This window comes from Arthrobacter sp. 05T410, assembly GCF_056396505.1.
In genome coordinates this window covers 1-23,356 of record NZ_JBFTLP010000004.1, presented here as the reverse complement: position 1 = coordinate 23,356, position 23,356 = coordinate 1, and the positions used below count along the sequence as shown (strand labels likewise).

20 protein-coding genes and 1 rRNA gene are annotated in these 23,356 nt (G+C 67.7%); 5 read left to right on the top strand and 16 right to left on the bottom strand.

Annotated features, from left to right (window positions below; all coding sequences use genetic code 11):
• Positions 1-27: 27 nt before the first annotated feature.
• The gene (locus AC1DFR_RS06980; RefSeq protein WP_476873039.1) at positions 28-1,473 is read right to left on the bottom strand and encodes an SLC13 family permease; all 1,446 of its coding nucleotides are present in this window, start codon (positions 1,471-1,473) and stop codon (positions 28-30) included.
• Between the two features lie 10 nt (positions 1,474-1,483).
• Positions 1,484-2,602 (bottom strand): PrpF domain-containing protein, encoded by a 1,119-nt coding sequence (locus AC1DFR_RS06975; protein ID WP_476850384.1) that lies wholly within the window; start codon positions 2,600-2,602, stop codon positions 1,484-1,486.
• 241 nt (positions 2,603-2,843) lie between these two features.
• Here AC1DFR_RS06975 and AC1DFR_RS06970 point away from each other — a divergent pair, with 241 nt between their 5' ends.
• A complete protein-coding gene (locus AC1DFR_RS06970) occupies positions 2,844-3,782 on the top strand; it encodes a LysR substrate-binding domain-containing protein (RefSeq protein ID WP_476850473.1) in 939 nt (312 codons plus the stop codon).
• A gap of 18 nt (positions 3,783-3,800) precedes the next feature.
• Here AC1DFR_RS06970 and AC1DFR_RS06965 read toward each other — a convergent pair whose 3' ends face one another.
• A complete protein-coding gene (locus AC1DFR_RS06965) occupies positions 3,801-5,711 on the bottom strand; it encodes an AMP-binding protein (RefSeq protein WP_476857879.1) in 1,911 nt (636 codons plus the stop codon).
• A 187-nt stretch (positions 5,712-5,898) separates the two neighbouring features.
• Between AC1DFR_RS06965 and AC1DFR_RS06960 the strand changes: the two genes are divergently transcribed.
• From AC1DFR_RS06960 to AC1DFR_RS06945, 4 genes are all read left to right on the top strand, one after another.
• Positions 5,899-6,558: a GntR family transcriptional regulator gene (locus tag AC1DFR_RS06960; RefSeq protein ID WP_028277407.1), complete on the top strand. Its 660-nt coding sequence runs from the start codon at positions 5,899-5,901 to the stop codon at positions 6,556-6,558.
• Positions 6,551-8,071, top strand: coding sequence for an MmgE/PrpD family protein (locus tag AC1DFR_RS06955; protein ID WP_476873038.1), 1,521 nt, complete (start codon positions 6,551-6,553; stop codon positions 8,069-8,071). The genes AC1DFR_RS06960 and AC1DFR_RS06955 overlap by 8 nt, the downstream gene beginning before the upstream one ends.
• The gene (gene prpB, locus AC1DFR_RS06950; protein WP_476870546.1) at positions 8,071-8,973 is read left to right on the top strand and encodes a methylisocitrate lyase; all 903 of its coding nucleotides are present in this window, start codon (positions 8,071-8,073) and stop codon (positions 8,971-8,973) included. The genes AC1DFR_RS06955 and prpB overlap by 1 nt, the downstream gene beginning before the upstream one ends.
• 62 nt (positions 8,974-9,035) lie before the next feature.
• Positions 9,036-10,175 (top strand): bifunctional 2-methylcitrate synthase/citrate synthase, encoded by a 1,140-nt coding sequence (locus AC1DFR_RS06945; RefSeq protein ID WP_028277410.1) that lies wholly within the window; start codon positions 9,036-9,038, stop codon positions 10,173-10,175.
• A 93-nt stretch (positions 10,176-10,268) separates the two neighbouring features.
• Here the strand turns inward: AC1DFR_RS06945 and AC1DFR_RS06940 are convergent, their stop codons facing one another.
• From AC1DFR_RS06940 to rrf, 13 genes are all read right to left on the bottom strand, one after another.
• A complete protein-coding gene (locus tag AC1DFR_RS06940; RefSeq protein ID WP_476873037.1) occupies positions 10,269-10,751 on the bottom strand; it encodes an 8-oxo-dGTP diphosphatase in 483 nt (160 codons plus the stop codon).
• A 35-nt stretch (positions 10,752-10,786) separates the two neighbouring features.
• Positions 10,787-11,182 (bottom strand): hypothetical protein, encoded by a 396-nt coding sequence (locus AC1DFR_RS06935; protein WP_476873036.1) that lies wholly within the window; start codon positions 11,180-11,182, stop codon positions 10,787-10,789.
• A 362-nt stretch (positions 11,183-11,544) separates the two neighbouring features.
• Positions 11,545-12,066, bottom strand: a complete 522-nt coding sequence (locus AC1DFR_RS06930; RefSeq protein ID WP_476859879.1) for an RNA polymerase sigma factor — start codon at positions 12,064-12,066, stop codon at positions 11,545-11,547.
• Positions 12,067-12,176: 110 nt separating this feature from the next.
• Positions 12,177-13,208 (bottom strand): site-specific tyrosine recombinase XerD, encoded by a 1,032-nt coding sequence (gene xerD / locus AC1DFR_RS06925; RefSeq protein WP_476873129.1) that lies wholly within the window; start codon positions 13,206-13,208, stop codon positions 12,177-12,179.
• An 8-nt stretch (positions 13,209-13,216) separates the two neighbouring features.
• Entirely contained in the window at positions 13,217-13,879 is a 663-nt protein-coding gene (locus AC1DFR_RS06920) for an NUDIX domain-containing protein (RefSeq protein WP_476850379.1), read from the bottom strand.
• Positions 13,880-13,906: 27 nt separating this feature from the next.
• Positions 13,907-15,700: a CTP synthase gene (locus tag AC1DFR_RS06915; RefSeq protein ID WP_476850378.1), complete on the bottom strand. Its 1,794-nt coding sequence runs from the start codon at positions 15,698-15,700 to the stop codon at positions 13,907-13,909.
• 100 nt (positions 15,701-15,800) lie between these two features.
• Positions 15,801-17,537: a DNA repair protein RecN gene (recN, locus tag AC1DFR_RS06910; protein ID WP_476859880.1), complete on the bottom strand. Its 1,737-nt coding sequence runs from the start codon at positions 17,535-17,537 to the stop codon at positions 15,801-15,803.
• A 3-nt stretch (positions 17,538-17,540) separates the two neighbouring features.
• On the bottom strand, positions 17,541-18,578 hold the full coding sequence (locus AC1DFR_RS06905) for an NAD kinase (protein ID WP_476857871.1): 1,038 nt from the start codon (positions 18,576-18,578) through the stop codon (positions 17,541-17,543).
• Between the two features lie 22 nt (positions 18,579-18,600).
• Positions 18,601-19,413, bottom strand: coding sequence for a TlyA family RNA methyltransferase (locus AC1DFR_RS06900; protein WP_459384348.1), 813 nt, complete (start codon positions 19,411-19,413; stop codon positions 18,601-18,603).
• Positions 19,410-19,748 carry a hypothetical protein gene (locus tag AC1DFR_RS06895; RefSeq protein ID WP_476873035.1) on the bottom strand — a complete coding sequence of 113 codons (339 nt, stop codon included), beginning with the start codon at positions 19,746-19,748 and terminating at the stop codon, positions 19,410-19,412. The genes AC1DFR_RS06900 and AC1DFR_RS06895 overlap by 4 nt, the downstream gene beginning before the upstream one ends.
• A 9-nt stretch (positions 19,749-19,757) precedes the next feature.
• On the bottom strand, positions 19,758-20,747 hold the full coding sequence (locus tag AC1DFR_RS06890; protein ID WP_476850374.1) for an HAD-IIA family hydrolase: 990 nt from the start codon (positions 20,745-20,747) through the stop codon (positions 19,758-19,760).
• A 4-nt stretch (positions 20,748-20,751) separates the two neighbouring features.
• Positions 20,752-22,842: a hypothetical protein gene (locus AC1DFR_RS06885; protein WP_476873034.1), complete on the bottom strand. Its 2,091-nt coding sequence runs from the start codon at positions 22,840-22,842 to the stop codon at positions 20,752-20,754.
• A gap of 418 nt (positions 22,843-23,260) precedes the next feature.
• Positions 23,261-23,356: ribosomal RNA gene (gene rrf / locus AC1DFR_RS06880) — 5S ribosomal RNA — on the bottom strand; the annotation flags it as partial.

Here is a 23,356-nt window from a genome sequence, read left to right as displayed (position 1 = left end):
GTAGCCGCACCGCCGGTGGCCGCGCGGTTACATGATGCCGGTGGGAACCAGCAGGACCCAGGCGAGGGCCGGGGCTACGAGCACCACTCCCCCGGCATACGCCATCAGCTGCCGGTACACTCGCTGCCTGTCATTGTCGCGGGCGTTGGCGACCACCAGCGCACCGTCGGTGGAGAAGGGCGAGACATCCACCACCGTGGCAGCTATAGCCAGCGCCGCGACCGTTCCTGATGCGCTCAGCGAGCTGGTAGCCAGGAGCGGACCGGCCAGGGGAATGAACGCGGTCAGCAACGCCGTAGAGGAGGCGAAGGCTGAGCCGACGCCAATGACATAGCAGAGGACCAGCGCCACCAGCAGCGGTGCGCCCAGTGCCAGAGCCTGCTCGGCGAGGGTGTCGATGACGCCAACGTGCTGGAGCAGGGAGACATAGGTGATCATGCCGGCTACCAGCAGGACGGTGGACCAGGAGACACCGCCGATGAACGTCTGGTGTTCTTTGATATTGACCAGCGCCAGCAGGAGCCCGGCGGAGAGTGCGACAAAGCCGATCGGCAGGTGGAAGCCCAGGGTGCACACGAGCATCACCGCGATCAGTGCCAGCGTGAGGATCTGCTGCCCGCGAGGGCGGCTGGTGCGGGCGGTGTCGACGTCGGCATGCTGGCCGCCTTCGCCGTCCCGCAGCCTGCCCAGGAGGGCGAACAGGACGATGGTGAGCACGGAGAGAATGAGGTTAAGAGCGAAGCTGGCGATGAAGAGTGCGCCCTGGGAAATGGGAAATCCGTTCTTCAGGGCGATATCGTGCACCAGCACGCCGGCGACGGACAGCGGGGAAAAGCCGCCGGCGTGGGCTCCGTTGATGATGAATGCGCCCATCAAGACGGGATGGATCCGGGACTCGTAGGCGAAGCCGATGGCCGCCGGCGCCAGCAGCGCGACGGCGGCCGGCGAGAAGGTGCCCAGTGACGTGAGCGCGGCAGCGATCAGGAAGAACACCCAGGGCAGCAGCATCGTCTTGCCCCTGACGAGGCGTACACAGGTCTGGACGATGATGTCGATGGTGCCGTTCCGCTGGGCCATGCTGAAGAAGTACGTGACTCCGATGATCGTCACGACGATGCTGGCGGGGAACTCTTCGAGGATCTGCTTGTCCGTCATTCCGAGCATGAAATAGCCGACGCCGAAGGAGGCAACCAGCCCCATCACGCCGATGTTCAGCGGCCATTTCGTGGCGACGATGAACATAATGACGAGGATGACGAGCGGGATGATTTGGACAGCGGTCATGGAGTGCTCCGGTTGCGGGGTGGCCGAAGGGTTGAAGATATCACCCCCCAGCCCGAGCGCAATCAAAGCCAGGAACGCGAACCCGGCGGCCGCCGCCAGCAGGATTCGGCGGCGGCGGGTTGGACGCGGGGCATCGTCGTCCCGGGTCTGGTCCGCAGCGACAGCGGTGCGGTGCTCAGTCTTGGTCATGATGGTCTCCTCAGCGGGTGGCTCCCGCGAGGGAGGCAGCGACGGCGCTGCCGGGGACCTCGGGGAGATGGATGATGGTTGTGGCGATGGTGCGGGCCGTGCGGTCGACGCCTACGAGGAGCGTCCCGTCGTGCTCCTCGCTCCAGGTCTCGATGACCCCGGCGGGGGTGCGGAGCCGGAGCGTGCTCCCCAGGGAGTCGCCCGTAATGGTGTGCAGCACGGTGCCGGGGGTGCGGGCGGCCAGGGTCAGGGCGATGCTGCCGGTGATGGCCAGGGCCGGGTGGGGCTTGCCCATGGAGAGCATCATGACGTTGGCGTCGCAGTCTGGGTCAGCCTGGGCGGCCGCGGCGACGATGGCGAGCTTGGGGATGGCCCGGGCCGCTTCGGCTGTTGTGCGGACCAGCCCCATCCGCACCGCCGCCTGCCGCCGGATCTGCTCCAGGGTATCCAGCTGCAGCTCCACTCCGGCGCGCCAGCTGTCGTACCTGGCCGGGTCCAGGCCCAGTTCTTCGGCGTTGACGATCACGACGGGCGCTCCGGCGTCGACCATCGACACAGTCCAGCGGGTTCCGCCGGCGGTGAGGGTGTCAGTGGCCGCACCGGTGGGCAGCAGCGCACCGGTGGTCCTGCCGGCAGGGTCCTGGAAGCCGAGCCCCACAGCGTAGCCGGGGAAGGGTACGCCTGGCGTCCGGGCGTCCGGAACGGAGGCCAGGGCTCCGGCAGGGGTGGCCACGCGCTGGACGATGATTTGGTTGGTGTTGGTGTTGCGGGTGACGATCCGGGTGACGTCTCCGTTGGGGAGCACCCAGCCCTTCTCGATGGCGTACAGACCCACCACCGCCGAGCCGTTCCCGCAGTTGCTGCCCCAGTCCACCGCGGCCTCTTCGACACCGACTTGGGCAAAGGTGTACTCAACGTCGACGTCGCCACTGACGGGCCGGTGCACGATCACGGCCTTGCTGGTGGTCGAGGTGGCGCCGCCGACGCCGTCGATCTGGCGCGGATCCGGGCTGCCGAACAGCCGCGGCAGCAGCACATCCAGGCTGATGCCGCCCGCCTGAAGATGCTCCGCTTCGAACACCCAGCACTTGCTGGTGCCTCCGCGCATCCATTGGGCTTCGATCTTCATGGTGTTTCCCGCTTCTCCTCGTGCCTCAGACTTGAATGAGGACCTGAAAAGAGATTGAGCCAGATCACAACTTTAGACAATGTTGGATTTTTTCAGGGGGATGTAGGATTGCTTAATTCATAGAGCGCTGGAGGATTATTCCCCAGCTGCAAAGCGTCCGTTGCCAGGAAAAGTGCTCGAAGTCCTCAAGGCAGGCCTCGTCCCGGCAGGGAATGAACCAAAGGCGAAGAAGGGTGAAGCGTTGCTAAAGGACGAAGGTCAGGATTTGTTCGACATAAGGCGGCTGGCGCTTCTGCTGGAGGTGGTGGAGCAGGGCTCGATCACCGCGGCGGCCGAGTTGATGATGTACACGCCCTCGGCCGTCTCCCAGCAGCTGCGCAAGCTCGAACAGGAAGTGGGGCAGCCTCTGCTCACCCGCCGCTCCCGCGGGGTGGTGCCCACCGAGGCCGGCCAGGTTCTGGCCGGCCACGCCCGCAAGATCGTCTGGCAGATGCAGGCAGCCCGGTCCGACCTGGGCCAGATTGCCGGCCTCAGACGCGGTTCCCTGACTGTGGGTACATTCCCAACCCTGGCCGGATCCTTCCTGCCCATCGTCATCCGGACCTTCAAGAAGCGCTACCCGGCCATCAGCCTCTCTTTGCGCAGCGCCCGCTTCGACGAACTCGTCGCAGATCTGCAGTCCGGGGTCACGGGTCTGTGCCTGCTCTGGGATTACCCCTGGAACCCGTTCCGGGACGATTCCATCCGCGTAACCGAGGTCTTCCGGGAGAGCACCGTTATCCTGGTGGCCCGCAGCCATCCACTCGCCGAGCGGGAGCAGGTACGCATGGAAGACCTGCGCAACGAGTCCTGGATCGTGCGCGCCGAGGCCCACCCCGTCGTGGAGGTGCTGCAGCGTTCCGCTCACGACGCCGGATTCGAACCGGAGATTGCCTTCCTGGCCAACGACTACCAGGAGGCCCAGGCCATGGTCAGCGTGGGAATGGGCGTGGCTATGGTGCCCAAAACCGCCGTGGCACTTCAGCATCCCGACGTGAAGGTGCTGAGCCTGGGCTCCGCTGCCCCGCTGCGGAGAATACTGCTGGCGCAGCGGGAGGACAAGGTCTATGCCCCGGCCGAGGTGGCCTTCCACTCCACCCTGTTGGAAATCGCCCGCGAACGGGCCGGCGACTATCACTAGACCACGAGGCTGCTCCGGTCACTCCGTAGGGCCGGGGCGCAGGGTGTCGAGCAGCGCGTCGATCACGCCGGCGTCCTCGATCGTGGAGGGCACCACGTAGGTCTCGCCGTCGGCGATCTGGCGCATGGTCTTGCGCAGGATCTTTCCCGAACGGGTCTTCGGCAGGGCATCCACCACGGTGACGTGCTTGAAGTCCGCCACGGCCCCGATGTCGCGCCGGACCAGGGCGATCAGGTCCTTGACCAGGACTTCCTCGGGCACGTCCACCCCGGACTTGAGGACCACGTAGCCGCTGGGCCGCTGGCCCTTGAGCGGGTCGGCGAGGCCGATCACGGCGCATTCGGCAACTGCCGGGTGCTGGCCGATCACCTGTTCCATGGCGCCGGTGGAGAGCCGGTGTCCGGCGACGTTGATGATGTCATCCGTGCGGCCCATGACGAAGACATAGCCGTCCTCGTCCCGGTAGCCCGAGTCACCGGTGGCATAGTAGCCCTCAAACGCCTGGAGGTAGGAGGAAATGTAGCGGTCGTCGTTGCGCCAGAGCGTGGTCAGGGTGCCAGGCGGCAGCGGCAGGCCGAGGACGATGTTGCCTTCCGTGCCGGCCTCGACGTCCCCGCCCGCGCCGTCGACGACGTTGAGCCGGAAGCCGGGCATCGGGACGCTCGGCGACCCGGCCTTGATCGGCAGTCCGCCGAGGCCTCGGGGGTTGGCGCAGATGGCCCAGCCCGTCTCCGTCTGCCACCAGTGGTCGACCACCGGAACACCGAGCACCCGGGAGGCCCAGTGGAAGGTATCGGTGTCCAGCCGCTCGCCGGCCGCGAACAGGGTCCGCAGGCTGGCAATGTCGTACTTGTCCAGGAACCGGCCCTCAGGGTCGGCCTTGCGGATGGCCCGCAGCGCGGTGGGCGCGGTGAACAGCACGTTGACCTTGTGGTCCTGGATGACCCGCCAGAACGCGCCGGCGTCGGGCGTCCCCACCGGCTTGCCTTCGTACAGCACCGTGGTGGCGCCGGCCAGCAGCGGACCGTAGACGATGTAGGAGTGGCCCACCACCCAGCCGACATCCGAGGCGGTCCACATGACGTCGCCGGGGCCGACGTCGTAGAGGTTTTCCATGGTCCATTTCAGGGCCACGGCGTGGCCGCCGTTGTCCCGCACCACGCCCTTGGGCGAGCCGGTGGTGCCCGAGGTGTAGAGGATGTACAGCGGGTCCGTCGCCTTGACGTCCACCGGCGCGGCCGCCTCGGCGGAGGCCATCTCGGTGTCCCAGTCGAGCCACCCGGGGTGCTCGGCCGCCATGGAGGCCACCGTCGAGCCGAAGCCGTCCCTGGCCTTGACCAGCACCGGGGTTTCGGCGGCGCCGGCGATACTGAGGGCCTCGGCGACGGCAGGCAGGTACTCAATCCGGCGCGACGGCTCGATGCCGCCGGACGCCGTCACCACCGCCGCGGGGGCTGCGTCGCGGATGCGGGCGGCAAGTTCCTTGGGGGCAAACCCGCCGAAGACGACCGAGTGCACGGCGCCGAGCCGTGCGGTGGCCAGCATCGCGATCACGGCCTCGGGGATCATCGGCATGTAAATCACCACGCGGTCGCCCTTGCCGACGCCGCTGCGGCGCAGGACACCGGCGAACCGGGCCACGAGGTCCGTCAGTTCCGCATAGGTATAGCTCTGCCGGATGCCCACCATCGCGGAGTCGTAGACCAGGGCATCCTGCTGACCCCTGCCCTGGGCGACGTGCCGGTCGAGGGCGTTGTACGACGTGTTCAGGACCCCGTCCGGAAACCAGTCGTAGAGCGGTGCCCGGCCCGCCTCGAGGGCCTGCCGCGGGGACGTCTGCCAGGAGATCCCTTCCGCGGCCTCCAGCCAGAACTCTGCGGGATGTTCCAGGCTTCGTTCGTAGGCTGCCCTGTAGCTCTTGGTGACCATGACGTACATCCTGTCCACGACGTTGTGATGCAGCCATGGTAAACCGGGGCGGACCGGCGATACAAGGGTCATGTATACACAACTCGGCTATTTGTTCACCACAGGCGGCAATTGCTGGGCAAAGGGCCGTTGCGTGTATACACTGATGATGTTCCATCCCGACACAGCCGCCACCGAAGGAGGCAGGATGCGCGCCAGCGACAAGGCCTACGCGGCCCTGCGCGACGACATCATCGAATGGCGCCTCCTGCCCGGAACCGTGCTCGCGGAGGTGGAACAGTCGGCGCGCCTCGGCATCTCCCGCACCCCGCTGCGGGAGGCCCTGAGCCGGCTCACGGCCGAAGGGCTGACGACGACGGCGGGCGGCCGCGGCGTCGTCGTCACCGACATTTCCCTGGACGACATAGACGAACTGTTCGAACTGCGCGAAACCCTCGAGGGCAGGGCCGCCGCCCTGGCCGCCGAGCGCGGCGACCCCGCAACCTTCGATGCGTTGCGGCGCGAACTGCTCCAGGCCCCGGAACTGATCGGCGGACAGGATCCGGCCCTGCACGACTATTACGGGCTGGTCGGACGGCTGGACGCGGCCATCGACGCCGCCATCTCCAACGCCTACCTCGTCCAGGCCATGCGCAGTCTCCGCGTCCACCTCGTGCGCGTCCGGCGCCTGGCCGCCGACGACGCCGCCCGGCTTACTGCCGCGGCCGCCGAGCACGCTGCCATCGCCGAGGCGATCGCCGCCGGCAACCCGCGCCTGGCCGAGGCCGCCACCACGCTTCACCTGCACCGCAGTCTTTCGCACGTCAAAGCCACCCATACACCTCAGCAAAGGGAGCACCATGGTTAAGGAACACCACGTCCGCGTTTACAAGAGCGAGGAAAACCTGGGCCGCGAGGACCAGCTCGCCTACAAGATCGCCAAGGTCGCCGCGGATCCCGTGGAGGTCACCGATGAGGTCACCGACATGGTGATCAACCGGATCATCGACAACGCCTCGGTGGCGGTTGCCTCGCTGAACCGCGCCCCGATCGTCGCGGCTCGGGCCCAGGCCCTCACCCACGGTCCCAGCACCGGCGGCAAGGGCGCCAAGGTCTTCGGCATCGAGGAACGCGTCTCCCCCGAATGGGCCGCCTGGGCCAACGGCGTCGCGGTCCGTGAACTCGACTACCACGACACCTTCCTGGCCGCGGACTACTCGCACCCTGGTGACAACATCCCCCCGGTCCTGGCCGTCGCCCAGCACGTCGGTGCCAGCGGCCGGGACCTGGTCCGCGGCATCGCCACCGGCTACGAGATCCAGGTCAACCTGGTCAAGGCCATCTGCCTGCACAAGCACAAGATCGACCACGTGGCCCACCTCGGCCCGTCCGCCGCCGCCGGCATCGGCACCCTGCTGGGCCTCGACGTCGAGACCATCTTCCAGTCGGTCGGCCAGGCGCTGCACACCACCACCGCCACCCGGCAGTCCCGCAAGGGCGAAATCTCCACCTGGAAGGCGCACGCCCCCGCGTTCGCAGGCAAAATGGCCGTCGAATCCGCGGACCGTGCGATGCGCGGCCAGACCTCGCCCGTACCGATATACGAGGGCGAAGACGGCGTGATCGCCTGGATGCTGGACGGCCCGGACGCCTCCTACACCGTGCCGCTGCCGGAGGCCGGCGAGGCCAAGCGGGCCATCATGGACACGTACACCAAGGAACACTCGGCCGAATACCAGGCCCAGGCGTGGATCGACCTCGCCCGCAAGCTCAACGGCGAACACCCCGAGGTCACGGACCCGGCCAATGTCGAATCCGTGCTGATCAAGACCAGCCACCATACCCACTACGTGATCGGCTCCGGCGCCAACGACCCGCAGAAGTACGATCCCACGGCCAGCCGCGAGACGCTGGACCACTCGATCCCGTACATTTTCACTGTCGCCCTGCAGGACGGCACCTGGCACCACGTGGACTCCTACGCCCCGGAACGCGCCGCCCGCCCCGACACCGTGGAACTCTGGCACAAGGTCACCACGGTCGAGGACCCGGAATGGACCCGCCGTTACCACTCCCTGGACATCGCCGAGAAGGCCTTCGGCGGCACCGTGGAGATCACGCTCAAGGACGGCACGGTCATCACCGATGACATCGCGGTCGCCGATGCCCACCCGCTGGGCGCCCGGCCGTTCGCCCGGGAGCAGTACGTCAACAAGTTCCGCACCCTCGCCGCCGGCCTGGTGGCCGACGAGGAGATCGAGCGCTTCCTCGCCGCCGCCGCCCGGCTCCCCGAGCTCGCCGCCGGCGAGCTGGACCAGCTGAACATCCAGGCCGCCGACGGCGTGATCGACCTCGCCGGCGCCCCGAAGGGACTCTTCTAATGTTGTATTCGAAAGTCACCCCGGAGCAAAAGCGGATCCGGTTCCGCGAAATCCTCGCCTCCGGCACCATCGCCCAGTTCCCCGGCGCGTTCAACCCGCTCTCGGCGCGGCTGATCGAGGAGAAGGGCTTCGCCGGGGTGTACATTTCCGGCGCCGTCCTCGCCAATGACCTGGGCCTGCCGGACATCGGGCTGACCACCCTCACGGAGGTCGCCACCCGCGCCGGGCAGATCGCCCGGATGACGGACCTGCCGGCAATCGTCGACGCCGACACCGGCTTCGGTGAGCCCATGAACGTGGCCCGGTCGGTCCAGGAACTCGAGAACGCCGGCCTGGCCGGCTGCCACATCGAGGACCAGTTCAACCCCAAGCGCTGCGGCCACCTCGACGGGAAGAACGTCGTGGACCTGGAAACCGCCACCAAGCGGATCCGGGCCGCGGCCGATGCCCGCCGCGACCCGAACTTCCTGATCATGGCCCGGACCGACATCCGCGCCACGGACGGGCTCGGGGCCGCCCAGGAGCGCGCCAAAGCGCTCGTGGAGGCCGGTGCGGACGCGATCTTCCCGGAGGCGATGAAGGACCTGGCCGAATTCCAGGCCATCCGCGACGCCGTCAACGTCCCGATCCTGGCCAACATGACCGAATTCGGCCAGAGTGCCTTGTTCACCGTGGAGGAGCTGGCCGGCGTCGGCGTCAATATGGTCATTTATCCGGTGACGCTGCTCCGTAGTGCCATGGGCGCTGCGGAGCGTACTCTGGAATCGATTAAGGCCGACGGAACCCAGGAGGCACAGGTTGGAAGCATGCTGACCCGTGCGCGTTTGTACGATCTCGTTGATTACGAGGCTTACAACCGTTTCGATACCGGAGTCTTTAATTTCCAGATCCCCGGTAAGTAAGCCCCGCATAGAACCTCCGGCACGTGCCGGTATACAGGCGTTAGGAACAAAGGAGTTTCAGCATGGCTGAACAGGACATTAAAAAGGGCCTCGCCGGCGTCGTGGTGGACTACACCGCAGTCTCCAAGGTCAACCCGGACACGAACTCGCTGCTGTACCGCGGCTACCCTGTCCAGGAACTGGCTGCCAAGTGCAGCTTCGAGGAAGTCGCCTACCTGCTCTGGAACGGCGAGCTGCCCGACGCGGAGCAGCTGGCGGAGTTTACCGCCCGGGAACGCGCCGGGCGTGCCCTGGATCCGGTCGTCAAACAGGTGATTGACGCGCTGCCCACCACCGCGCATCCCATGGATGTCTGCCGGACTGCCACGTCTGTGTTGGGGGCCCGGCACCCCCTCGCCGAGGACGCCTCGCGCGAAGCCAACCTGGCCAAGGCCATCGATCTGTTCGCCGCGATGCCTGCCGTGGTGGCCTACGACCAGCGGCGCCGGCACGGCCAGGACGTGGTGGAACCCCGCGAGGATCTGGGCTACGACGCCAACTTCCTCTGGATGACGTTTGGTGAGGAAGCCGTCCCCGAAGTAGTCGACGCGTTCAATGTCTCCATGATTTTGTACGCCGAGCACTCCTTCAATGCCTCGACCTTCACGGCCCGGGTAATCACCTCCACGCTCTCGGACCTGCACTCAGCCGTGACCGGCGCCATCGGGGCCCTCAAGGGCTCGCTGCACGGCGGTGCCAACGAGGCCGTCATGCACACCTTTGACGAGATCGGCATCCGGCCGGAGGAGTCCCTGGAGGACGCCCACGTCCGGGCCAAGGCCTGGATGGAGGACGCCCTGGCCCACAAGAAGAAGGTCATGGGCTTCGGCCACCGCGTCTACAAGCACGGCGACTCCCGGGTGCCCACCATGAAGTCGGCACTGGACAAGATGATCGCGCACTATGGCCGGCCGGAGCTGCTGGGCCTCTACAACGGGCTCGAGACGGCGATGGACGAGGCGAAGGGGATCAAGCCGAACCTCGACTACCCGACCGGACCCACGTACCACCTCATGGGCTTCGACACCGCCACGTTCACCCCGCTGTTCGTCGCCAGCCGCATCACAGGCTGGACGGCGCACATCATGGAGCAGCTGGATTCGAACTCCCTCATCCGTCCCTTGAGCGAGTACAACGGCGTCGAGGAACGGCACCTGGCGTAGCAGGGCTTCCTGCGGGACGCACGGGACCGGACAGCCGGCACGGGCCGGCCACCTATTCGTAGGTGGCCGGCCCGTGCTGTTTGCCCGCGGACTTCAGCGCCGCGGGATCCGGACCGACGCAACAGTCTCGTTGTCCTCGTTGAGGACCACGACGACGTCGATCGTTTCGCCTGCCAGCGCCGGAGGCAGCCAGTGCCCCGCATCCTGCCACATCCGCTCCAGCGGCAACGCCGCGGAGTCGAACCATTCGGGCGTGATTTCCGGGCTCTCGACGGGTTCGCCGTGCCACCGCCGGGTGGTGAAGAGCCGGCACGACATGTTCCAGTCAGGCCGGGCCGGAAAGATGAACTCGACAACGCCGGCGTGGGCCAGGTCCTCTTGGAGCACTATGATCCCGGCTTCTTCCCAGACCTCGCGGACCACGGCCTCGGCGTCGCTCTCCCCCGGCTCAACGTGGCCGCCGATTCCCACGATCTTGCCGATGCCAAAGCCGGTCCTTTTCATGCCCAGCAGCACCTCGGTGCCGCTCTCCGCCTCACGGAGCGGGAAGCAGAGAGTGACTGGCGTGAGCTTCATGTGCTCAACCCTATAGCTGCCGCAGGCTGCCGGCGCTATCCGGCGGCCGGGCCGTCGCCGACAAGCTGCGGCCTCAGTTCGACCGGTATCCCCTTCTGCGCGAATTCCTTGTCCATGGCCTGCTGCGGCGTGAGGCCCTGGTTGTTCGTGGCTTGAAACTCCCAGTTGTAGACGCTGGACCACTCCTGCCGGACATCGCAGAGGAATCGGCCGTTCTGCAGTTTGGCAATTTGATACCAGGCATTGCCGCCGTCGAGCTGGAGCGCCCGGATCCCGTCACCGGAAATGGAATAGGCGAGCCAGCCGCCGGCGCAGCCCAGCACCGTGTAGTAGCCCTGTTCGGCGCGGGCAATCGGGATGATCGCGCGCTGCTGGTCATTGCGCTGCTGGTCAATGTTGGCCAGGGTGCATGCGACCCCGCCGGTGCTCAAAGCGGCTGGACCCGCTTTCGTGGGAGACGCTGTGGGGGCGGCAGCGGACGGGGTTGGGGACGACGGCGATGGGCTGGCGGAGACAGTCGGGGCCGGGATGCCCGTCTGGGCCGGCCCCGGCGCTGGTTGCGGCATCAGATTGCCGCCGACAACCACCGCGCCAACGATGGCTGCAGCGGCCAGTACAGTCGCGGCCGCAGCCCGCACGGCATTCCGTCGTGCCGGAGTGCGCCCTGCCAAAAGGACGACATTCGGATCCGTGGAAAATACGATTGAGCGGGCAGAGTCGCTTCCCGGCTCTGCTCCCGGCGCTCCCACCCGAGGTTTTGCATCCCTCATGAGCTGTTCGATGCGGTCCATGGCTAGTCCTTCCGTTCGGTCATGAGATGTGAGGGGGCAGCTTTCGCGAACGCCCGGCGTGCCCGGTGGAGGCGAACCGCAGCGGCGGATGAGGAACAGCCCAGCGTCTGCGCCAGTTCAGCGATGGTCAGCTCGTCCCAGTAGCTGAGCATGAGGACCTCGCGGTCCCGCTCCCTGAGCTGCACCAGCACCTCTGCCACGGCGCCTCGTTCTTCATTGTTTGACTCGGGGATTTGGCTGCGCGCATCGTCTTTCAGCCTTTCGACAAGTTCCTGGCGGCGACGGCGGCCCTTGTACTCATTGCCGACCACATTCCGGGCCGTTGCCAACAGCCAGCCAATGCCGGGCGGTTCCGACAGCTCTTTCTCCCAGGCAATTCTGAAGACGTCCGCGGCCAGTTCCTCGGCGCGGTGCCGGTCACTGATACGGCAGGCAATGTAGCGGTAGACCCGCGCGGAGTGCTGGGTGTGCAGATCAATGAATGCTTGCTCTTTGGCAGCCAACATGGTGGTTCCCCCGGACATCGATGACTTCTTCTTGCTGTGTAAGTGTCCAGTGAACGGCATTTTCTTACACAGGCCCGCAAAAAAGTTTGCCGGCACCGGCGCGGTGCGGGGACCCGGCGGACTGCGCCTTAGCCCAGGGCGCGCGGGTGCGCGGCGGCGTAGATCTCCCGCAGCGTATCGGCCGTCACCTGGGTGTAGACCTGCGTGGTGGTCACCGAGGCGTGCCCCAGCAGCTCCTGCACCACCCGGACGTCGGCGCCGCCCTCCAGCAGGTGGGTGGCGAAGGAGTGCCGCAGCGTGTGTGGCGAAACGTCCTTGGTGATGTGGGCCTTGTCCGCCGCCGCCTTCAAAATGGTCCAGGCGCTTTGCCGGCTGATCCTGCCGCCGCGGGCGTTGAGGAACAGGCCGGGGGTGCCCTTGCCCTTGGCGGCCAGCAGGGGCCGGCCGCGGACGAGGTAGGCGTCAAGGGCTCGTGCCCCATAGGATCCGAGCGGGACGAGGCGTTCCTTGGACCCCTTGCCGAAGAGCCTGACGATCGCGGGCCCGTCGCCGGCATCGGACCCGCCGGAGGTATGCAGGGAAATGTCGTCAACGTCCAGGCCCACGGCTTCGCTGATGCGGGCACCGGTGGAATAGAGGAATTCGAGCAGCGCGCGGTCGCGCAGGCCCGTTGCCGTGTCCGTGCCGGCCGCCTCGAGGATCCGGGTGACCTCATCGACGCTGATGGCCTTGGGCAGCCGCTTGCCGGGCATGGGCGGGTGGACGTCGCTGGCCGGGTCGGTGGACGTGATGCCTTCGAGGGCCCAGAACTTGTGGAGTCCGCGCACCGCCACCACCGTCCGGGCCGCCGAGCGGATGCCCAGGGCGGAGCCGCCGTCGGACCCGTCGGAGAGCGCCTGAACGAATCCGGTGACGTCGTGCCGGGTGATCTCCGCGGGGCGTTCCCGGCCGGCTTGGTCCAGATGCCTGGCGTAGCGGGCCAGGTCCCGCCGGTAGGCGGAGAGGGTGTTGGCCGCGAGGCCCCGCTCCACGCCCATGTGCTGCAGGTAGTCAGTGATTGCGCGGTCGATCGCCGTCAACGCCCTGGCGGGCGGGCGCTCGGGAGCGGCTGCCTGCGCCGGGGCCGGAAGTTGCGCCGGGGCCGGCGGTTCGGCGATCAGCGGCTCCACTAGCGCTGGCTGGGATGGGCGGGCCAGGGCGCGTCGGCCGGGCGGAGGCTTTCGAAATTGCCGGCGCGGGCGGCGGCAGCGGCCAGGACGCCGACGACGGCGGACGGGTTGTGGAGGCGGCCGTCAAGGACCGCCTGCACGGCCTCGTCCAGCGGGGTCCAGCGCAGTTCGATTTCGGCTTCCTCGTCCGTGCGGACGTGCCGCTCATGTCCCGGCACCTCACTCAGGCCGCGGGCCAGGTAGATGCGGATGGCCTCGCTGGAGGAGCCCGGGGAGTTGAAGAAGTCCGCCAGCACGTTCCAGCGGTCCGCGACGAGATCCGCTTCCTCGGCCAGTTCGCGGGCGGCCCCGACGACGAAGTCCTCCCCTTCGACGTCAAGCAGCCCGGCGGGGATCTCCCAGAGGTCCATGCCGACGGGGTGCCGGTACTGCCGGAGCAGCAGCACGTCGCCGTCGTCGTTCATCGGGAGAACCGCCACCGCGCCTGGATGGTCGATGTAGTCCCGGACCAGGGTGTCGCCGTCGTCGTTGAGCTGGAAACTGTCGCTGACGACGTCCCAGATCCTGCCCTCGTACACCTTTCGGGACGACAAAAGACGGCGCGGGCTCGGCTCATCCGAAACCTGCCGTGCAGCATTGGGGGTCTCAGACATACCGGGCATCGCGCCGTCCTTTGATTCAGTTGGAAATTACTTGGACACTGCTGCCGACGAGGGCTTGGGCGCAGGTGCCGGGGCATCGGCCTTCGCACTCGGGCTGCTGCTTGCAGCGTTCGCGGCGTCGCCGGCCCGCTGGTGGCCAAGGGCAGCCTCAATCAGGCCCGCGAACAGCGGGTGCGGGCGCGTGGGCCGCGAGCTGAGCTCGGGGTGCGCCTGCGTGGCCACGTAGTACGGGTGGACGTCGCGGGGAAGTTCCACGAACTCGACCAGTTTGCCGTCGGGCGACGTTCCGGAGAACGACAGGCCCTTGGCGGCGATCTGATCGCGGTACTTGTTGTTGACCTCGTAGCGGTGCCGGTGCCGTTCGCTGACCTTCGTGGCGCCGTAGGTCTCGGCGACGACGGAGCCTTCGTCGAGCTTGGCCTCGTACAGGCCCAGGCGCATGGTGCCGCCGAGGTCGCCCTTGCCGTCAACGATGTCCAGCTGCTCTTCCATCGTGGCGATGACGGGGTACTTGGAGTCCGGCTCGAACTCGGACGAGGACGCTCCCTCGAGGCCGACCACGTTGCGGGCGTACTCGATCACCATGCACTGCAGGCCCAGGCACAGGCCCAGGACCGGAAGCTTGGTTTCGCGGGCGTACTTCAGGGCGCCGAGTTTGCCTTCCAGGCCGCGGATGCCGAAGCCGCCGGGAACGCAGATGGCGTCGACGCCGGCCAGGGACTGCACTGCGCCCTCACGGGTTTCGCATTCGTCCGAGGGGACCCAGCGGATCTTGACCTTGGTGTCGTTGGCGAAGCCGCCGGCGCGCAGGGCCTCCGTGACGGACAGGTAGGCGTCCGGCAGGTCGATGTACTTGCCCACGAGCGCGATCTCAACTTCGTGCTTCGGGTTGTGGACGGCGTCGAGCAGCTTGTCCCAGCTGGTCCAGTCCACATCCTTGAACGGCAGGTCCAGGGCGCGGACGATGTAGGAATCCAGACCCTGGGAGTGCAGGGTCTTCGGGATGTCGTAGATGCTCGGTGCGTCCGGGCAGCCGATCACGGCGTCGATGTCGACGTCGCACATGCGGCCGATCTTGTCGCGCATCGGCTGCGGGACTTCGCGGTCCGACCGGATCACGATTGCCTCGGGCTGGATGCCGATGGAGCGCAGCGCGGCAACGGAGTGCTGCGTCGGCTTGGTCTTCAACTCCTGCGACGGGCCGATGTACGGCACGAGGGACACGTGGAGGAAGAACACATTTCCGCGGCCGATGTCCTGGCGGACCTGGCGGGCGGATTCGAGGAACGGCTGGGACTCGATGTCGCCCACCGTGCCGCCGATTTCGGTGATGATGACGTCGGGGGCGTTCTTGCCCTCGGCGGGAAGCCGCATGCGCCGCTTGATCTCATCGGTGATGTGCGGGATGACCTGGACGGTGTCGCCGAGGTATTCGCCGCGGCGTTCCTTCGCGATGACGGTCGAGTAGACCTGGCCGGTTGTGACGTTGGCCGATCCTTCGAGGTTTTCATCGAGGAAGCGCTCATAGTGGCCGATGTCCAGGTCCGTCTCGGCGCCGTCGTCAGTGACGAAGACTTCGCCGTGCTGGAAGGGGTTCATCGTGCCCGGATCCACATTCAAATAGGGATCGAGCTTTTGCATTGTTACAGACAGACCGCGTGCCCGCAGGAGGTGGCCGAGGCTCGAAGCCGTCAGTCCCTTACCGAGCGAGGACGCTACACCACCGGTGACGAAGATGTGTTTGGTCGTCTTGGACGAGCCCGGAAACCGGGAATTTACACGAGAGTTTGATCGCTGCACCACGGGGTTTGAGCTTATCATCAATTCGGCCTTCCACGGGTTCCTTGGCGGGATCCCGATGTGATTGTTGTCCTAGCAGCGGTCCTTGCGGGAGTCCCTGCGGACGTCCTTTCGGGCCCGCCTAGCTTTGCGGGAGGAGTTTGGCGTCGTCCAGCAGCTCCTGGGCGTGGGCCTGGGCTGATTCGGAGTCCTCTTGGCCGGCCAGCATGCGGGCCAGTTCGCGGACGCGCTCGGCCTCGTCCAGCAGCTGCACGTCGCTGGAGGTGAAGCCGGTGGCGGTAGCCCCGTCAGCGCCCCGCACGGAGGTCTTGGTGACCCTGATGTGCTGGTTCGCGAAAGCGGCCACCTGCGGCAGGTGGGTCACCACGAGGACCTGGACGTGCTGGGCCAGCATCGCCAGCCGGCGCCCGATCTCGACGGCGGCACGGCCGCCGACGCCGGCGTCGACCTCGTCGAAGACAAACGTCGGGACGGGATCGACGGCAGCAAGCACCACCTCAATGGCGAGCATGACGCGGGAGAGTTCACCGCCCGAGGCGCCTTTGCCCAGCGGCCGGGCCGGCGCGCCGGAGTGCGGCTGAAGCAGGAAGGAGATCTCGTCGGCCCCGAACGGTCCCAGCTGGCCTGCGGGCTCCACATTGATGACCAGGGTGGCATCGGCCATGGCCAGCGCCGTGAGCTCAGCGCTGACCCGCGCGGAGAGGTCCTTGGCGGCCTTGGTGCGGGCCTTGCTGATCCCGGCGGCCTTCTTCCGGAGCTCGGTTTCGGCCCGGGCGACCTCGGCGTCCAGCGCTTCGATCCTGGTGGAGTCGTCCTGGAGTTCCTCGTGCCGGGCCCGGGCCTCCTCCGCCCAGACCAGCACCTCGTCGATGCTCGGCGCGTACTTGCGGACCAGCTTGGCCAGCGCGGCCCGTCGGTCCTCGATTTCGGCGAGCCGTTCCGGGCCCTCCGTGTCAAGGGCGGCCTGGTAGCTGGCGAGTTCAGCGGCGATGTCGTTGAGCAGGAAACCGACCTCGGCCAGGCGCGCCGCGGCGGAGCCCAGCTCACCGTCGTGTTCGGCCACGTGCTCCAGGGTGCGTTTGGCAGCGTCCACGAGGGTGGTGGCGTCGGCTTCTTCACCGAAGTCCTCGGCGATGAGGGCCTGGTGGGCGGTGCTGGCCGCGATCCGCAGTTCCTCTACGTTGGCCAGTTTCACGGCCTCGGCCTTGAGGGCCTCGTCCTCCCCCGGCTGCGGGTCCACGGCGTCGATCTCGGCCAGGGCAACGTGCAGCGACTCGGCCTCGCGGAGGCGTTCACGCGCGGCACTGCGCAAGGAGTCCAGCTCGCCCTGGCTGGCATGCCAGTGCGCGTAGAGGTCCTGATAGGCGGTCAGCGCGCCCGCAAGGCTCTCGCCAGCGAATTTGTCCAGGGCGCCGCGTTGCGCCACCGGGCTCTTGAGCCGGATCTGGTCCGACTGTCCGTGCACCACCACGAGGGTTTCGCCGATTTCGGCCAGCACCCCCACCGGCGCTGCGCGTCCGCCCAGATAGGCCCGGCTGCGGCCGTCGGCTCCGACGCTGCGGGCCAGCAGCAGTTCCACACCGCCGTCGAACTCCTCCACCTCGGCCCCGGCTTCCCTGCACCGCGCGACGGCAGCGTGGCCGGCGTCGAGCTTCAGCACAGCCTCCGCCGAGGCGCTCTTCGCGCCGCTGCGGACGGCGCCGGCGTCGGACCTGGCACCGAGGAGCAGCCCGACGGCGGTCACCACCATGGTCTTGCCGGCACCGGTTTCACCGGTCACCACGCTGAGGCCCGGGCCCAGCGGCAGGGTGGCGTCGGTGATGACGCCGAGGTCGCGGATACGCAGTTCTTCAAGCATGGTTCACTTCTCGGTTGTGGGATCTGGCGAGGGATCGGGCGCGTCACCGGGTTCGGCGTGGCGCGGCGAGGGAAGCGGCGGCATGGGACGGGGCGTGCGGATGATCGGGAGGGGGCCGGTGTGGATGGCCCGGGTTTGGGGCACGGGCCCGCGCCAGCCCTGGATGGGGAGCTGGAATTTGCGCACGAGCCTGCCGGAGAAGGGGGTCTGGTGCGTCCTGGCCAGACGCACGGGCGTTGCGGAGCGGGTAACTTCGACGCGCGCGCCGGGCGGCAGGTCCACCGAGCGGCGGCCGTCGCACCAGAGGACGCCCTGGGCGTCGGTGCGGTTCAGGATCTCGACGGCGAGCCGGGACCGCGGCGAAACCACGAGCGGCTTCGCGAAGAGGGCATGGGCGCTGATCGGCACGATCAGGAGGGCCTCGACCTCGGGCCACACCACGGGACCGCCGGCGGAAAACGCGTAAGCCGTGGAGCCTGTGGGCGTGGCCAGGACCACGCCGTCGCAGCCGAATGAGGTCAGGGGGCGTTCGTCGACTTCGGTGACCACCTCCAGCATCCGTTCCCGGTTGCCTTTTTCGATCGCGGCCTCATTCAGGGCCCAGGTGTGCCAGATCTTCTGGCCGCGGACCCAGACCTGGACGTCGATCGTCATGCGCTCTTCCACCGTGTAGTCACGGCTGGCGATCCACTCGACGGTCTGGGCGAGGTCGGCCCGTTCGCTCTCGGCCAGGAACCCCACGTGGCCAAGGTTCACCCCAAGCAGCGGCACATCGACTTCGCGGACCAGTTCGGCAGCCCGGAGGATGGTGCCGTCTCCGCCGAGGACCATGACAAGTTCCACGTCGGGCAGCTTCACGTGGTCGTGAAGGACCTCGACCGGGTGGTCGAGCCGGCCGAAGAAGCGGACCATGTCCCCGAGCTCGTTCTCCTGCAGCACGGGGACCAGCCCGGATTCGTGCAGCAGCGCACACGCTTCCCAGGCAGCCTTGAGGGACTCCTCGCGCCCTGTGTGGGCCAGGATCAGGACACGCCTGCTCATCAGGTTCCGCCTTCTGGTGGTACTAGTGGTTCGGCCAGATTGTTCCGAGCAACGCAGCAACAGCTGCGTCCCGCTCCTCGATCTTAGGCGGGACTTCCGACATCGCGCGTTTTATCCACAGGAAGTATTCGACATTGCCGTCCTGGCCCGGCAGCGGGCTCTGGGCGAGGCCTGACAAGACCAGGCCCGCGTCCACGGCGGCGGCAGCCACCTTGCCCACGGCGAGCCGGCGTTCGCGTTCCGAGGTGACCACGCCGGTCCGGCCCAGCCGGTCCTTGCCGATCTCGAACTGTGGCTTGACCATGAGGACGAGGTCGCCGCCGGGCAGGGTGCAGGCCGCGAGTGGCGCCACCACAAGCGTCAGCGAGATGAAGGACAGGTCAGCCACCGTCAGGGCGGCCGGTCCGCCTATTTCCGCGGCCGCCATGTAGCGGACGTTGAGGCCTTCGTGCACGGAAACCCTGGAGTCATTCCGGATTTCCGGCACCAGCTGGCCGTGCCCCACGTCGACGGCCACCACGTGGGCCGCACCGCGCCGAAGCAGCACATCGGTGAACCCGCCGGTGGAGGCGCCGGCGTCGAGGCACCGTTTGCCTGCGACGTCGACGGCGGGAAAGGCATCCAGCGCGCCGGCCAGCTTGTGCCCGGCGCGGCTGACGTAGCCGTCCTCGGCCGAGGCCGTGACGTCCAGCGCGGCGTCCTCCGGGACCTGCAGGGACGCCTTGGCGAGGACCTCGCCCCCGGAGCTCACCTTGCCCTCGGCAATGAGCCGGGCGGCATGGGTCCGGGACCTGGCGAGCCCCCGGCTGACGAGTGCCTGGTCAAGCCGGCTCACGATCCCCCGTTCCCCGCGGCATGGATACGGCGCGCCACGCCGGCGTGGCCGGCCACGTCTTCGTTCAGGGCCTCCAGCAGGGCATCATGCATGCCCGCATAGACTTCGCCGTGCCCGGACACAGGCATTTGCCGCACGGCCCCGAGGCGGTCCAGGACAGCGTTGACGGCCGGATCCAGGACTGCTGCCGCGTGCTCTGGTGCGGCGTGCCCGGACAGCTCCGCCGGGAGCTGCTTCGACGGCAGCTCGGGCCAGGCGACATCGGCCGCAGGGGTCGGCGCCTCAGCCGGCCGTTCGTCTGGGGCCTGGTCCAGTCCCTGGTGTAGCTCGCTCATGTGTCCAGCCTAGTGATCGGACCACTCGAGGACCGGAGCCAGTGCGCTGGTCGTCTCGGGGTTTGCGGCCCACCAGGCCGAACAGGCGGCACGCCACGAATCGAGGTCGGCGGGGTCGCCGCTGATGTGGACCGACTGCCCCCGCACGACCGCCGAGGCCGTGCCGCTGCGGAACCGCCCGGCGTCGTGCTCTACGGCAGGGTATGGCGCGTACAGGCCGGTCAGATCATTGATGAGGAAATCGGGGCGTTCCACAGATCGTGCCGCGAGGATCGATTCCCTCGTGTCCACTCCGGTCAGCACGGCGACGGTGGCGAAACCGGCGTTGTTGCCGCCCAGGATGTCGGTGTCCAGGCGGTCGCCGACGACCAGCGGCCGGTCCGCCGCCAGCCGTTTGGCGGCAGTGTGGAACAGTGGGGCTTCGGGTTTGCCGGCCACGATCGGGCTCTTGCCGGTCGCGGCTGCCACGGCGGCCACGAGCGTCCCGTTACCGGGGGCAATTCCACGCGCCTGGGGAATGGACCAGTCCGTGTTGGTGGCCACCCACAGGGCGCCGCCGGCGACGACGTACGATGCCTCGGCGAGGTCCTTCCAGCCAAGTTCCGGACTAAAGCCCTGAACGACGGCGACTGGGGCATCCTCCGCGCCGCGGACGGGAACCAGGCCAACCAGTTCAATTTCCCGGGCAAGTGCGGCACTGCCCGTGATCAGCACGTGTGCCCCGGCCGGCAGCATCGACGCCAGCAGCGCTGCCGCTGCCTGCGAGGAACTCACCACCTGGTGGTCCTCGGCGGGGGCGCCGAGATCGCGCAGGTGCTGGGCCACCTGTGCCGGGGAACGGGATGCGTTGTTGGTGACGTAGCCCAGCCCGACGCCCACCCCGGCCAGCCGGCGCAGCGACTCGACGGCCCCGGGAATGGCGTTGGGGCCGGCATAGACAACGCCGTCAAGATCGGAGAGCAGGGCATCAAAGGTGGCGATCAGGGCGGTTCCCGTCATGCGATTAGTCCTCCACACTTCCGTGCTGCGCCGGCTCTGAGTCAGCGGAGAGTTCCTCGTCCGCGTCATCGTTCAGTTCCAGGTCGGCCTCGTCGATCGCTTCGCCGTCGGCTTCGTCGAGCACGTCGGATTCCACTGAATCCAGGTCGGACTCAGCGTCGTCAGACTCGAAGTAGTCGGCTTCGGCGTCGTCGGCTCGATCGTCGCTGGCGAGCTCATCGCCCGCGTTCAAGCCGGCCACTCCGGCTGCGGCGCCGGTGGCTTCTGCCGCGGCAGCGGCACCGGCGGCACGCGGTGCGCGCTCTTCGGTTCCGGCGTGGGTGTCCGCATGCTCCTGCGCCCGGAGGCGGCGCTGCCGTTCCTCCTCGCGGGCTTCCTCTTCCTCGTCCCAGCCGAGATCGATGATGTCGGGTTCCTCGTCAGCCCCGAGGCCCAGCGCGTTTTCGGCCACGGTGGCCTGGCGTTGCCATTTGGCGGCTTCGGCAGCGCGGCCGGCTGCCGTCAGCGCGTCAGCATAGGCACGGAACAGCCGGGGGCTGTAGGAAAAGGCGCGGTTGATGTCCAGCTGCGGGATTTCCAGTTCGGAAACCGCTGCGTCGAGCTGCCCGAGGTCGGTGCGGGCCCCGGCTGCAACGATGGCCAGTTCCACCTTGCCGGGGGCGTCGAGATCCTTGGCTTCGTCGGACCGGGCCATGTCCAGGGCACGGTCCGGGCGGCCAAGGCCGCGTTCGCAGTCGGCCATGACCGGCAGGTGCATGTTGGAGCCACTGATCCGGCGGTAGGTCCGGAATTCCCGGAGGGCTTCACCATAGTGGCCGGCTGCGTAGGCCGTCAGGCCGACAGCTTCGCGGACGGACGCGAGGCGTCCGCCACGGCGGCTGGCTGCCAGGGCATGCTGGAAGGCAAGCTCAGGTTCTTCGTCCAGGAGCCTCCCGGCCATGACGAGGTGGCGGGCCACCCATTCGGCGCTGGTGCCTTCGAGGGTCTTGATCTGGTGCTGCGTGGCGCGGTCAAGCTCCTTGCCCGTGACGTCCTCGTCGATCTGGGGTGAACGCTCCCGGTCCGGGCGGTTGGCGCTGCGGAGGTCGCGGGCATTGGGCACGCGAACCGGACGGTCCTCGGGGCGGTCGCGTCCGTACTGGCGCGGGCCCGAGTCGCCACGGTCGAAGCCCCGTGCGGGACGATCCTCGCGGGTGCCGAAGGGCTTGCGGTTCTCGCCGCTGCCGTACGGCTTGCGGTCACGGTCGCCGCCGCCGCCGAAGCTGCGCTGGCCGCCGCCTTCACGCGGGGCACGGTCACCATAAGGCTTACGGTCACGATCGCCGCCGCTGTAGGGCTTGCGGTCACCATAGGACGGGCGGCTGTCGCCACCGAAGCTACGCTGATCCCCGCCGTCACGCGGGGCACGATCACCATATGGCTTACGGTCACGATCGCCGCCGCTGTAGGGCTTGCGGTCACCATAGGACGGGCGGCTGTCGCCACCGAAGCTACGCTGTCCCCCACCTTCACGCGGAGCACGATCACCATAAGGCTTACGGTCACGATCGCCACCACCGCTGTACGGCTTACGGTCACCGCCGCCGCTATACGGCTTACGGTCACCATAGGACGGGCGGCTGTCGCCACCAAAGCTGCGCTGTCCCCCACCTTCACGCGGAGCACGATCACCATAAGGCTTACGGTCGCCGCCGCCGAAGCTGCGCTGTTCCCCGCCCTCACGCGGAGCACGATCACCATAAGGCTTACGCTCACCACCGCCGCTGTACGGCTTGCGGTCACCATAGGACGGGCGGCTGTCGCCACCAAAGCTGCGCTGACCCCCGCCCTCACGCGGAGCACGATCACCATAAGGCTTACGCTCACCGCCGCCGCTGTACGGCTTACGCTCGCTGTTTCCGAAGCCGCGCTGATCCCCGCCCTCACGCGGAGCACGATCACCATACGGCTTGCGGTCACGGTCTTCCCTGGAACGGAATCCGCGGGGATCGCCGCCAGAGTTGCTGGTGCCGCGGAAAGGGGCTCCACCGGAACTGCGTCCGCCCGAGTTGCCGGGGGCCTTGCCGCCGCGGTTGCCATCATTGTGCTCAGCCATGCTGGAATCCTCCTGTTGTGAGCTGACCACTGGCGCAATCGCAGCCGCTCTGTTCCGTGTTTCGTTTCCTACGCAACCCGAAATCAAGCGCTTCGAAGTCCGTACATCTCCCCCAATTCTAGGCGAGCAACCCGCCACCGGCTAACGGCATCAGGTCGACGGGGGCCCGCGGTGGGAAGTCTCACAACCTCCTGCGGCACTTCTGTCGGCGGCCGCCGGCTGGCGGGCAGTTGGGTGGTCGACGGCGGCTGTGACGCTCCCCCACCTTGGTCGGGAAGTCCGGTGACGCTCCCTCACGTTTGGCGGGGTGTGGCGGGATGCTCCCGCAGGTGTTGCGGGGTCCCGGCCCTGCCTGAGAGGGGGGTTTAAATGCGGGAGGACCCCCACGTGTGGTGGGGGTCCTCGACCGTTAATGGTGTTCCGGCGGTGACCTACTCTCCCACACCCTCCCGGGTGCAGTACCATCGGCGCTGTGGGTCTTAGCTTCCGGGTTCGGGATGGGACCGGGCGTTTC